Origin of the sequence: Actinoplanes sp. CA-252034 (assembly GCF_050956125.1) — a bacterium.
GTDB lineage: Bacteria > Actinomycetota > Actinomycetes > Mycobacteriales > Micromonosporaceae > Actinoplanes.
In genome coordinates this window covers 825,669-837,695 of the sequence record NZ_CP191846.1, presented here as the reverse complement: position 1 = coordinate 837,695, position 12,027 = coordinate 825,669, and the positions used below count along the sequence as shown (strand labels likewise).

Annotated in this window: 9 protein-coding genes and 1 pseudogene; 2 read left to right on the top strand and 8 right to left on the bottom strand. The window is 71.3% G+C overall.

Annotated elements, in window-relative coordinates; all coding sequences use genetic code 11:
• The 4 genes from ACQPZW_RS03905 to eno all read right to left on the bottom strand — a co-directional run bounded on the left by ACQPZW_RS03905 (position 1) and on the right by eno (position 2,952).
• A complete protein-coding gene (locus tag ACQPZW_RS03905; RefSeq protein ID WP_433793463.1) occupies positions 1–495 on the bottom strand; it encodes an amino-acid N-acetyltransferase in 495 nt (164 codons plus the stop codon).
• A complete protein-coding gene (locus ACQPZW_RS03900; RefSeq protein ID WP_433793462.1) occupies positions 492–995 on the bottom strand; it encodes a DUF501 domain-containing protein in 504 nt (167 codons plus the stop codon). The genes ACQPZW_RS03905 and ACQPZW_RS03900 overlap by 4 nt, the downstream gene beginning before the upstream one ends.
• A 9-nt stretch (positions 996–1,004) precedes the next feature.
• On the bottom strand, positions 1,005–1,571 hold the full coding sequence (locus ACQPZW_RS03895; RefSeq protein WP_433793461.1) for an FtsB family cell division protein: 567 nt from the start codon (positions 1,569–1,571) through the stop codon (positions 1,005–1,007).
• Between the two features lie 97 nt (positions 1,572–1,668).
• Positions 1,669–2,952, bottom strand: a complete 1,284-nt coding sequence (gene eno / locus ACQPZW_RS03890; protein WP_433793460.1) for a phosphopyruvate hydratase — start codon at positions 2,950–2,952, stop codon at positions 1,669–1,671.
• A 213-nt stretch (positions 2,953–3,165) separates the two neighbouring features.
• On the opposite strand from eno, the gene ACQPZW_RS03885 reads away from it, so the two are divergent.
• Together ACQPZW_RS03885 and ACQPZW_RS03880 are read left to right on the top strand one after the other, a co-directional pair.
• Positions 3,166–3,804 carry a hypothetical protein gene (locus ACQPZW_RS03885; protein ID WP_433793459.1) on the top strand — a complete coding sequence of 213 codons (639 nt, stop codon included), beginning with the start codon at positions 3,166–3,168 and terminating at the stop codon, positions 3,802–3,804.
• Positions 3,805–3,957: 153 nt separating this feature from the next.
• The gene (locus ACQPZW_RS03880) at positions 3,958–4,674 is read left to right on the top strand and encodes a hypothetical protein (protein WP_433793458.1); all 717 of its coding nucleotides are present in this window, start codon (positions 3,958–3,960) and stop codon (positions 4,672–4,674) included.
• 60 nt (positions 4,675–4,734) lie between these two features.
• Here the strand turns inward: ACQPZW_RS03880 and ACQPZW_RS03875 are convergent, their stop codons facing one another.
• From ACQPZW_RS03875 to mfd, 4 genes and pseudogenes are all read right to left on the bottom strand, one after another.
• Entirely contained in the window at positions 4,735–6,351 is a 1,617-nt protein-coding gene (locus ACQPZW_RS03875) for a DUF885 domain-containing protein (RefSeq protein WP_433793457.1), read from the bottom strand.
• A 116-nt stretch (positions 6,352–6,467) separates the two neighbouring features.
• Positions 6,468–7,417, bottom strand: a pseudogene (locus ACQPZW_RS03870) (nucleoside triphosphate pyrophosphohydrolase).
• On the bottom strand, positions 7,414–8,226 hold the full coding sequence (locus ACQPZW_RS03865; RefSeq protein ID WP_433793456.1) for a hypothetical protein: 813 nt from the start codon (positions 8,224–8,226) through the stop codon (positions 7,414–7,416). The pseudogene ACQPZW_RS03870 and the gene ACQPZW_RS03865 overlap by 4 nt, the downstream one beginning before the upstream one ends.
• 29 nt (positions 8,227–8,255) lie before the next feature.
• Positions 8,256–11,873, bottom strand: coding sequence for a transcription-repair coupling factor (mfd, locus tag ACQPZW_RS03860; RefSeq protein ID WP_433793455.1), 3,618 nt, complete (start codon positions 11,871–11,873; stop codon positions 8,256–8,258).
• Positions 11,874–12,027 lie beyond the last annotated feature (154 nt).

The following is a 12,027-nucleotide window of genomic DNA, read 5'->3' as shown; positions in this document are numbered from 1 at the left end:
TCACAGGTGCAACAGCATTCTCGTGTTCCCCAGCGTGTTCGGCTTGACCCGTTCCAGGTCGAGGAATTCGGCGACACCCTCGTCGTACGACCGCAGCAACTGCTCGTAGACGCCGTGCGGCACGGCGGCCCCGTCGATCTCGGTGAACCCGAACGACCCGAAGAACCGCGTCTCGAACGTCAGGCAGAAGACCCGCCGCACGCCCAGCTCACGGGCCTGGTCGAGGAGCACCGAGACGATCCGGTGACCGATCTTCCGCCCGCGCAGCGTCGGGTCGACCGCCACCGTACGGATCTCGGCCAGGTCCTCCCACATGACGTGCAGTGCTCCGCAGCCGACCACCCGGCCGTCCTCCGCCTCCGCCACCCAGAACTCCTGGACCTGCTCGTAGAGCGTGACGGTGGCCTTGCTGAGCAGCCGGCGATCGGTCGTGTACGTGTCCACCAGGGACCGGATCGCCCGGATGTCCCCGGTCCGGGCCCGCCGGACGTTCACTCGCCGTCCGTCAGGCGCACGCACGGGCCGCCCGCCCAATACGGCTCGACCGCGTCGCGCACCTCGTCGCCGAACGGGTTGACGCCCCGCCCGGCCGCCAGCGCGTGCCCGAGATGGACGTGCAGGCACTTCACCCGGTCGGGCATGCCACCGGCCGACACGTTCTTGATCTCCGGCACGTCCTCGATCGCGGTGCGACGGTCCAGATAGTCCTGGTGTGCGACCGCATACTTCTTGGCCAGCTCGGGATCGGTGCTGAGACGCTCCTGCATGTCACGCATGACACCGGCCGACTCCAGCCGGCTGCACGCCGCGGTGGCATGCGGGCAGGTCAGGTAATACATGGTGGGGAACGGCGTGCCGTCGTCCAGACGCGGTGAGGTCTCCACCACGTCGGGGTTGCCGCACGGGCAGCGGTGCGCGATCGCCCGGGTGCCGCGCGGACGGCGGCCGAGCTGGGCCGCCACGATGTCGAGGTCGGCGGTGGTGGGTTCGTCCATCAGTCCGGATCAGTCCTGGGGTTTCGCGTTGGAGGGCTCGGCGTTGGCGGCTTGGACACTGCTCCACAGCGTGTCGTACCACCGGTCGGGGGCAGCGGCCGGGGTCTGCGCGGCGGCCGCCTCGTCCTCCTCGTTGGGCACGACGAGCAACGGTGTCTCACCGGGACGCACATAGGAGAAACGCTCCAGCGCCTGGATGCGCAGATACTCCGGGTCCTTCCATTTCGCCAGCTGCTTCTCCGACGCGGTGATCTCGGCCCGCTGCGCGGCCACCGCCGCCTCCATCTCGGCGATCTGCGACTCCTGCTCCAGGTACACCCGCAAGGGGTACGTGTAGGCGAGAGCGAGAACGACGACGAGCGCGATGAGGATGGTGGCCCGGCTGGTCAGCGCGCGCGGGCGGGGAGCGTCGGTGCGCTGCGCGGCTGCGCCGCCGGAGGACCCCCCGGGTGTACGGCGAGCCGACGGCACCCGAATGGGACCGGTGTTCCTGGTGCGGGACGGGGAGGGCCGGCCGGCCGCTCCGACGCGGCGACGGGTCGGACCCTGGCCGCTCGGTGTGCGGCGTTCCGTCATCTCCGCCCCTCCCGTCAGCCGTGGCCAGTGGCACCCGCCCTGGAAACCTATGCCTCCGGAGGCGGGCGCCACAAACCGATGATCCGCTGTACGGCTGTCAGCCGACGCGGTAACGCGGGAACGCGCCCGCACCGGCGTACCGGGCGGCGCTCTCCAGCTGCTCCTCGATGCGCAGGAGCTGGTTGTACTTGGCGACCCGGTCGGAGCGGGCCGGGGCGCCGGTCTTGATCTGGCCGGAGCCGACCGCGACGGCCAGGTCGGCGATGGTGACGTCCTCGGTCTCGCCGGACCGGTGGCTCATCATCGTCTTGAAGCCGGCCCGGTGGGCCAGGTCCACGGCGTCCAGCGTCTCGGTGAGCGAGCCGATCTGGTTCACCTTGACCAGCAGGGCGTTCGCGGCCTTCTCGGCGATGCCGCGGGCCAGGCGCTGCGGGTTGGTGACGAACAGGTCGTCGCCGACGATCTGGACCTTGTCGCCGAGCTCGGCGGTCAGCGCGCTCCAGCCGGCCCAGTCGTCCTCGTCCAGCGGGTCCTCGATGGAGACGATCGGGAAGTCGGCGGCCAGCTTCGCGTAGTACGCGATCATCTCGTCGGTCGACTTCGGGGAGCCCTCGAAGACGTACGCCCCGTCCTTGTGGAACTCGGTCGCCGCGACGTCCATGGCCAGGACGATGTCGCTGCCCAGGGTGTAGCCGGCGGCCTGGACGGCCTCGGCGATCAGCTCGAGGGCCGCGACGTTCGCCGACAGGCTCGGCGCGAAGCCGCCCTCGTCGCCGAGGCCGGTGGACAGGCCCTTCTTCTTCAGCACCGACTTGAGCGCGTGGTAGACCTCGGCGCCGCTGCGGACGGCCTCGCGGAAGGTCGGCGCGCCGATCGGGGCGATCATGAACTCCTGCACGTCGACGTTGGAGTCGGCGTGCGCCCCACCGTTGAGGATGTTCATCATCGGGACGGGCAGCAGCGCCGCGTTCGGCCCACCGAGGTAGCGGAACAGCGGCAGCTCGGCGGAGACGGCGGCGGCCTTGGCCACGGCGAGCGAGACACCGAGGATGGCGTTCGCGCCGAGCGACGACTTGGTGTCGGTGCCGTCGATGTCGATCATCTTCTGGTCGATCAGGCGCTGGTCGGAGGCCTCGTAACCGACGAGCTCCTCGACGATCTGCTCCTCGATGTTGGCGACCGCCTTCTCGACGCCCTTGCCGAGGTAGCGGCCCTTGTCACCGTCACGGAGCTCGAGCGCCTCGAAGGCACCGGTGGAGGCGCCGGACGGCACCGCCGCGCGGCCGACCGACCCGTCGTCCAGGCCGACCTCGACCTCGACGGTCGGGTTGCCCCGCGAATCGAGGATCTCGCGGGCGACGATTGCTTCAATGGTGGCCATAGGTCGTGTCGCTCCCTAAAAGTTGTACGAATACAGTTTCGGTCCGCGACCCTGCGGGCCGACCACACCGCAGAGCGTATCGAGTCCGGCAATGGCGTGTTCGCGCGGCCGGTGAACTCCCCTGCCGGATCGCCTCAAACCTGCGGCGTACCTGCCGAAGCGATGAGCACTATGACCAGTAGCCTGTTTCCGCCAGACGGGTCGCGTGTCGAGTTGGACATCGGGGCCGAGATCCTCACGGAAGTCCGCGTGGTCCGGGTCACCGAGACCACCGTGACCCTGTCCCTTCCGCTCGCCGACGCCGGGCTCAGAGTCGGCGCCCTCGTGCTCCTGCGCTGGCCGGCCGGCCCCCGTGGCCGATACTCGCAGCAGGGGACCGTGCGGAGGACCGACGAGAACCGGATCGACATCACGCTGCTCGGCGACCCGGAGATCGAGCAGCTGCGAAACTTCGTGCGCGGCGGCGGGGGTGAGAGCATCCTGCTGGTCCGGGCCGACGAGCCGCAGCGCGTCGGGCGGGTGCACGACCTCAGCGAACGCTCGGTGCGGGCCTACTTCGGCGACGTCGACCTGCGGCCCGGCGAGGAGATGCTGCTCCGCCTGCAACTCGGCGAGGAGGTGGTCCAGTTCCCGGCCATCGCGTACCGGGTGGCCCAGATCCGCCAGCAGGTCCCGGTCCGGGGGCCCCTGGTCACCGAGATGGTCGCGATCTTCGAGAAGGACGAGCGACAGGCGAAGGTCATCCGGCGGTACGTGATGCGCCTCCAGTTGCAGGCCCGGCGCGAAGCCGCAGCGGCCGCCGCCCTGGCCGAGGAGGCACTGGCCGAGGCCTCCGTGACGGCCGCTCGATAACTCCGGAGAATCGAATTGAAATACGGTTGGAGGGCCCCGTGAATGGGGGACCTCCGGCCGGTTAATTGTCGTGCCATTCGCCCCCGAATCATCGACGAGTGTCGGCGGATACTCGATTGCGCGGGGTCGCGCCGGTGCGCCAGGGTGGTCCCCGTGCCCGCCACCCCGCACCGCGAACGTCCCCGGCCCGGCCTCACCCACCCCGGCCGTCGGCGGTGCGCCGGCACTCTGCGGACGGCGACTCTGCTGGTTGCGGTCATGGCCGCCACGGGGGCCTGCGCCGGCCTCGACCAGGCCGGCGCGGCCGGGATCGCCGACGAGGCGCTGGTCGCCGAGGCCGCCGACCGGGTCGCCGCCGCGGACGCGCTGACCTGGACGACCACCTACCGGCTGGCCGGCGGCGCCATCGCCCGGGTGGTGCGCTCCCAGGCGCCGTCCCGGATCGCCTACACCTGGCCGTCCGGCCGCTTGATCAGCACCCCGGACGCCGTCACGCGCTGCGCCGGCGACGGTGACCAGGCCGTCTGCACCGCCACCTCACCGGACGACGACGAAGCGATCCCCGCCTCGACCGGCCTGGTGACCCCGGCCGCGATCCGCGACATGCTGGAGGCCGCCAAGAGGGAGCAGGATGCGGAGGTCATCCCCCGGGAGACCACGATCGCCGGTCGATACGCTTCGTGCCTGAGGTTCGGCGGCGACACGGCTTTCGAGGTGTGCGTGACGGTCGAGGGCACGGTGGCCGCTTTCACGGGCACGGTCGACGGCACACCGGTGGAGATGCTGCTGACCGATTACCGATCGGGAATCGACGAGGCCCACTTCACCGTCCCGCCGAACGCCCGGCTGGACGACCGCCGCCCCGGCTGACCCCGGCCGGCCGGCGAATCCGCCGTCTCCACCCGGGTATGGCGCGCCGCAGGATGAGGGTCAGACGCCCAGGAGCGCTCGCAAGTGGCGGGGTGGGGGCGAACCGTGGGCCAGCATCGCGTCGTGCCAGGCTTTCGGGGTGGCGCCGAACGGGCGGGCCCCCGCGATCGCCGCGACCTCGGTGTAGCCGACGAAGTAGGTGGACAGCTGGGTCGAGGTGAGCAGCGCTCGCCGCCACTTGCCGGCGGCCTCGCCCTCCTCCTGAAAACCGCGGCCGGTCATCAGGGCCATCGCCTCGGCCTCGGGCAGGTCGTCGCAGTGGGTGAGCTGGTCGATGATCGCGTTGAGGCTCATCCGCAGCTGCATCTTGAGCTGCTGCACCCGGACCGGCAGGCCACCGAAGCCGAGACCGGCCATCAGCTCCTCGGCGTAGACGGCCCAGCCCTCGACGAACGGGCCGGACCAGCCGAGCGAACGCACCCGGGTGGCGGCCCGGAACCGGCGGGAGTGGGCGATCTGCAGGAAGTGGCCGGGCATCGCCTCGTGAACGGTGAGGTTGCGCAGCATCTCGTCGTTGTACTCACGGTAGAAGCTGGCGATCCGCTCGGCCGGCCAGTCGGCGGGGGCCGGCGCGATGCAGTAGAACGTGGGCACGTCTGCGGTCTCGAGCGGGCCGGGCGGGTCACAGTAGGCCACCGCGACGCCCCGGGCGAACTCGGGCATCTCCTCGATGACGCACGGATCGTCCACCAGGGACAGGATGTCGTGCCGCCCCACGAACTCGGTCGCCTCGTCCATCGTGACCTTGGCCAGGCCGACGATGGTGGTGTCGTCGGGATGTCTCTCGGCGATGCCGGCGAGGGCGCGCCGGACCGTCTCGTCGGTGGCCGGGCCGCCGGTCAGCTCGGCGGCCGCCTCACGCAGCGCCTCGCTGACCCGGTCGAGGTTGGCCCGGGCCCGGGAGAGGATCTCCGCGGCGGGCAGCTCGGTGTCGAGGGTGTGCCACAGGCGGGCCTCCCAGAGCCGGCGGCCGAGCCGGGGGTCACGGCCGTGGTCGTCGCCGTCGAGCCGGGCGCGCAGCCACCCGTCGAACTCGCCGAGCGCCGACAGCGCCGCCGCGGCGACCGGCTCCACCTCGCCGCGCATGCCGGGCGTCTGCGCCAGCAGGCGGGGCACCTCGTCGCGGATCAGCCCGGCGGTGCCGGCGAACTGGCCGACCGCGGTCTCGGTGTGGATGCGGGGCACGTCGCGCAGCACGGCACGGGCGGTGGCGAGCGCGTCGGGAATGGCCCCGAGACGACCGGCCAGGCTGGTCAGGCGCTCGTCGAGCGGCGCGAACGGGCGGGCGATCAACCCGTGCAGCAGCGGGCCGGGGTTGTGCTCCAACGGGTTCCACTCGTGCTCGCGGACCTCGGTCAGCTCGAACAGCTCACGCTCCACCCGGGCGGTCAGGATGGCGTGGTCGACCTGATCCTCCGGGTCGAGGCCGTCGGGGTCGACGCCGCTCAGCGCGTCACCGGCCTCGCGCAGCATGGCGACACGGCCGGACACGGCGGCGGCGGAGTGGTCGGGCAGGCGGTCGTCGAAGCGGTGGTCACCCGCGTAGGACGCGGTGGCGGGGTCGCTCTCCAAGAGCGCGTCGACGATGCGCTCGGCAAGCGGTACGAACTCCGGCATGCCGTGAAACCTACTCGGAAGGACTGACATTTTCCCGGCACCGGGCCACCGACCCACTCACCGTGTGAGCCGCCCCGGTGAGGGCCACACCCGGGGTTGCGGGGACGACGCGGAGGTCAGCTGTCCTTCTCGGCGGCGCGCACCGCTTCGGCGTAGGCGAGGGCCGCCGCCCGGAGAGCGGCTTCGGCGTCGAGACCGGCGGCGCGGGCCTCGGCGACCGCCCGCAGCAGCAGGTTGCCGAGGTCGTCGTCGGACGGCAGCGGCACGGACACGCCGCCCCGCTCGACACGGTGCAGGATCTTCGCGGCCAGAGCGAGGGCCGGCTGGCTGAGTGCGACCCCGTCGAGCACGGAGTCGCGGGACTTCTCCTCGCGCTTGATCCGCTCCCAGTTGAGAGTGATCTCCTCGATGTCCGCGACCTGCTCGCCGGCGAACACGTGCGGGTTGCGGCGGATCATCTTCTCGACCAGGCCACCGGCGACGTCGTCGATGCTCCACCGGTCGCTCTCCTCGCGTTCCTCGGCGAGGCGGGCGTGCAGCACCACCTGTAGGAGGACGTCGCCGAGCTCTTCGCGGAGCGCGTCGAAGTCGCCGCCGGTGATCGCGTCGTACGCCTCGTAGCTCTCCTCCAGCAGGTAGGGCGCGAGCGTCAGGTGAGTCTGCTGCCGTTTCCACGGGTCGCCGCCGGGTGAGACGAGCCGGTCCATCACGGTGACGGCGTCGAGGAGCCGGGCGCCGGGCGGGTCCCAGGAGCCGTACATCAGCTCCAGCTCGGCCAGGCCTGGCTCGCGGGCCAGTCGCAGCCCGAGCTGCCGGGCGAAGGCCTGGTCGCCGTCCGGCCCGGCGAGCCAGACGGCGGCCGATTGCCCGGCGACGGCGTCGAGGAGGCCCTGTGCGTCGGTGTCGAGCACGGTGACCGGCACGCCGGTGACCCGCAGCGCCTCGGCCTGGGCGCTGTCCGCTCCGGCGAAGACGGGGTACGCCCGGACGGCGTCCCACGCCTCGGCGGTCAGCAGCCCGGCCGGTAGCCGGGGGACGTGACGAGCAGGACGATCCGGGTGCTCAAGACAGGTCGTCCACCGGGACCGCCCAGCGGTCGTCGAAGTCGGCGGTGAGCAGGTCGAGGCCACCGGTCTCGGCCTCGACCCCGAGCACGGTCAGGTCGAACGCATACTTCGGGTTGAGCCTGATCCGCAGCTCGTCGGAGGTGGCCCGGACCTCCTCGCGGAGTCTCGCCGCGGCGGCGACCGCCTGCAGGTTCTGCTCGCCCTGGGCGGATCGCCAGGCCGCGTAGTCCTGACCGGGCTCGACACCGCCGTTGGCGGCGAGCTGGTCGTAGACGAAGCGCATGTCCGCCTCGGCTGGTGCGGCGGTGGAGACCAGCGACTGGGTGAGCAGGCCGCGAAGGTAGTAGTTCTCGATGTAGAGCTTCGCGTAGGTGGAGTCGGCGGGCAGCTTCTTCTCGGCGGCGAACTGCGCGTACGGCACGTCGGCGGGCAGGCTCACCGAGTGCTTGGCGGCGAGACGGCCGTAGATCTCGTGACCGACGAGCGCCTGGAGCGCCTGGGTACGGGTGAACGGCACCTGGGCCCGCTCGGCCGTGACCGTGGGCGCCGGGGTGACCTCCTCGCCGGCCTCCTCACGCTTCTTCTCGGTCTCGCGCTGCGCCTTCTCCGCCTCCGCCGCCGCGGCCTGCGCCTGGTCGGTCAGGGTGTCGTACGCCTCGGTCCAGACCTTGTCGACCTCCTGCTCGGTGATCTCCCCGGCGCTGCCCATGTAGGCGGCCACGGAGGACTCCGAGCGGCAGGCGGACAGGCCGCCCACGGCGAGGGACGCGGCGACAACAGCGGAGGCGACTCGGCGGGCACGCAGCATGGTCAACACTCTCTCACGGGCACTGTGATTTACGTCGCCCGGGCCGCGACGGTTTTCGCCGGCTCGCCGAGGACGTCCTTGAGCAGCTGCGCGCACCACTGGAGCAGGTCCTGGTCGCGCAGCAGCTCGCCACCGATCCGCCGGGTGCTGGGCCGGGGCACGCTGACCTGATCGGTGCCGGTCTTGTAGACCGAGTCCGGGTGGTAGCGCTTGAGCCGCATCTGCTTGGAGTCGGGCAGCGGCAGCGGCGAGAACCGGAGGTGCTTGCCCTGTACGGACACGTCGGTGAGCCCGTAGGTGCGGGCCACCTGCCGGAACCGGGCGACCGCGATGAGGTTGACGACCGGGGCGGGCGGCTCGCCGTACCGGTCCTTCATCTCGCCGACGACCTCGTCGAGGCGGGCGCCGTCGCGGGCCTCGGCGAGTTTGCGGTACATCTCCAGGCGCAGGCGCTCGACCGAGATGTACTCGGTGGGCAGGTGCGTGTCGATCGGCAGGTCGATCTTGACCTCGGGCTCCTCCTCCGGGCGCTCGCCCTTGAACTGGGCCACCGCCTCGCCGACCATCCGCACGTAGAGGTCGAACCCGACGCCCTCGATGTGACCGGACTGCTCGCCGCCGAGCAGGTTGCCGGCGCCGCGGATCTCCAGGTCCTTCATCGCCACGTACATGCCGGCGCCGAGCTCGGTGTGCTGGGCGATGGTCGCCAGCCGCTCGTGGGCGTGCTCGGTGAGCGGCTTCTCCCGGGGGTAGAGGAAGTACGCGTACGCCCGCTCGCGTCCCCGGCCGACACGGCCGCGGATCTGGTGCAGCTGGGCGAGGCCGAGCAGGTCGGCGCGCTCGAGGATGAGGGTGTTGGCGTTGGGGATGTCGATGCCGGACTCGACGATCGTGGTGCAGACCAGGACGTCGAACTCCTTCTCCCAGAAGCCGACCATCACCTTCTCGAGCTGTTCCTCGCTCATCTGGCCGTGCGCGATCGCGACCCGGGCCTCGGGCACCAGCTCCCGCAGCCGCCGGGCCGCCCGGTCGATCGACTCGACCCGGTTGTGCAGGTAGAAGACCTGGCCGTCACGGAGCAGCTCGCGATGGACGGCCGCGGCGACCTGCTTCTCGTCGTAGGCGCCGACATAGGTGAGGACCGGGTGCCGCTCCTCCGGCGGGGTGGCGATCGTCGACATCTCGCGGATGCCGGTGATCGCCATCTCCAGGGTCCGCGGGATCGGGGTGGCCGACATGGTCAGCACGTCGACCGAGGCGCGCAGGGCCTTGAGCTGCTCCTTGTGCTCGACGCCGAAGCGCTGCTCCTCGTCGACGATGATCAGGCCGAGGTTCTTGAAGCGGGTCGACTTGGCGAGCAGCCGGTGTGTACCGATGATGATGTCGACCGTGCCGTTGGCGGCGCCCTCCAGGGTGAGGGTGGTCTCCTTCGGCGTCTGGAAGCGGGACAGCTGCCTGATCTGCACCGGGAACTGGCTCATCCGCTCGGTGAACGTGTTGAAGTGCTGCTGGGCGAGCAGCGTGGTGGGCACGAGCACGGCCACCTGCTTGCCGTCCTGCACGGCTTTGAACGCCGCCCGTACCGCGATCTCGGTCTTGCCGTAACCGACGTCGCCGCAGATCAGCCGGTCCATCGGGACCTGCAGCTCCATGTCGTGCTTGACCTCGACGATGGCGGCCATCTGGTCGGGGGTCTCGGTGTACGGGAACGCGTCCTCCAGCTCGCGCTGCCACGGGGTGTCCGGGCCGAAGGCGTGGCCCGAGGAGGCCTGGCGCGCCGCGTACAGCTGGATGAGCTGGGCGGCGATCTCCTTGACCGCCTTCTTGGCGCGGGCCTTGCTCTTCTGCCAGTCGGAGCCGCCCATCTTGTGCAGGGTGGGCGACTCGCCGCCGACGTAGCGGGAGAGCTGGTCGAGCTGGTCGGTGGGGACGAAGAGCCGGTCGCCGGGCTGGCCACGCTTGGACGCGGCGTACTCGATGACGAGGTATTCCCGCTCGGCGCCGTTGACGACGCGCTGCACCAGCTCGATGTAGCGGCCGATGCCGTGCTGCTCGTGCACCACGAAGTCGCCGGTCTTGAGCTCGAGGGGGTCGATGGTGTTGCGCCGCCGGGCGGGCAGCTTGCGCATGTCCTTGGTGGACGCGCCACGACCGCCGGAGATGTCGTTACCGGTGATCACCGCGAGCCGGGACGCCTCGTCGACGAACCCGTGGTTCAGGCCGCCGCAGGTGATCAGCACCTGCCCGTCGGGGATGACCGAGGGGATCGAGTCGACCACGGTGATGCCGAGTCCGGCGTCGCGGAGCAGCTCGGCGGCCCGCTGAGCGGTCCCCTTGCCTTCGAAGACCAGCGCGATCGCCCAACCCTGGCCGGCCCATCCGGCGAGATCACCGGCGAGTCTCGCGGTGTCGCCGTGGTAGAGCGGGACGGGCTGCGCGGCGAGCGCGACGGCGTCACCGAGGTCCGGCGACACCTCGACGGGGGCGCTGTCCTCCCACGGGAGCGCGTTCTCCGGCTCCGGAGCGGCCAGGCCGAAGGGCGAGATGCTCCACCACGGCTGGTGCAGGACCGCCGCGTGCGCCCGGACGTCGGCCAGACTGCGGAAGGCGACGGCGCCGACGTCGATCGGCGCCTGGCCGCCGACCGCGGCCGCCGCCCAGGACGCTTCCAGGAACTCGTCGGAGGTGCGGGTGAGGTCGTGCGCCCGGGTCCGGATCCGCTCCGGGTCGCAGAGCAGCACGTGGGTGCCCGCCGGCATGCAGTCGATCAGCAGTTCCATGCTGTCGGTGCCGCTGAGCAGGGCGGGCGCCAGCGACTCCATGCCCTCGACCGGGATGCCCTCGGCGAGCTTGTCGAGGATCTCGGCCAGCTCCGGGTGCTGCGTCGACAACTCCGAGGCACGCGCGCGGACCGACGGGGTGAGCAGCAGCTCGCGGCACGGTGGCGCCCACAGTCGTGGCACCTGGTCGATGGTGCGCTGGTCGGCGACCGCGAAGGTGCGGATCTCCTCGACCTCGTCGCCCCAGAACTCGACCCGGGACGGGTGCTCGTCGGTGGGCGGGAAGACGTCGAGGATGCCGCCGCGGACCGCGAACTCGCCACGCTTGGTGACCAGGTCGACCCGTGCGTACGCCATGTCGGAGAGCCGTCGCGCGACCGCCTCCAGCTCCACCTCGCGGCCGGTGACCAGCTCCACCGGCTCCAGATCACCGAGGCCCTTGAGCTGTGGCTGCAACAGTGACCGGACCGGCGCGACGACCACCCGCAGCGGCGTGTCACCGGGGTGGGCCAGCCGGCGCAGCACGGCGAGGCGGCGGCCGACCGTGTCGGAGCGCGGCGACAGCCGCTCGTGCGGCAGCGTCTCCCAGGAGGGGTAGACGGCGATCAGGTCGGGGTCGACCAGGCAGGCCAGCGCGTCGGCCAGGTCGTCGGCCTCACGCGAGGTGGCGGTGACGGCCAGCACGGGCCGCTGGGCGCCGCCGAGGTCGGCCGGGCCGGCGACCGTGGCCACCACGAACGGGCGCAACGAGACCGGCGCGGTCAGGTCGAGCGAGTCCGAGTCGACGAAGCCTTTGGCCGCGAGGTCTCGCGCGCGGGCGAGGCCGCGATCGCGCAGAGCGGCAGGAACCAGACCGGACAGTTGCATGGCGAGTGACCCCCCGAGGGCACGACGAACAGCCCCGGTCCAGGTGGAGGACGGGGGTGTGCCCTCAGCTTAGTCCGACACACCGACAGATCCCGCACCGCGCGCCTTATCGCACAGCATGTCCGACATGCGGCGGGAGCAGTCGTGGAAAAGT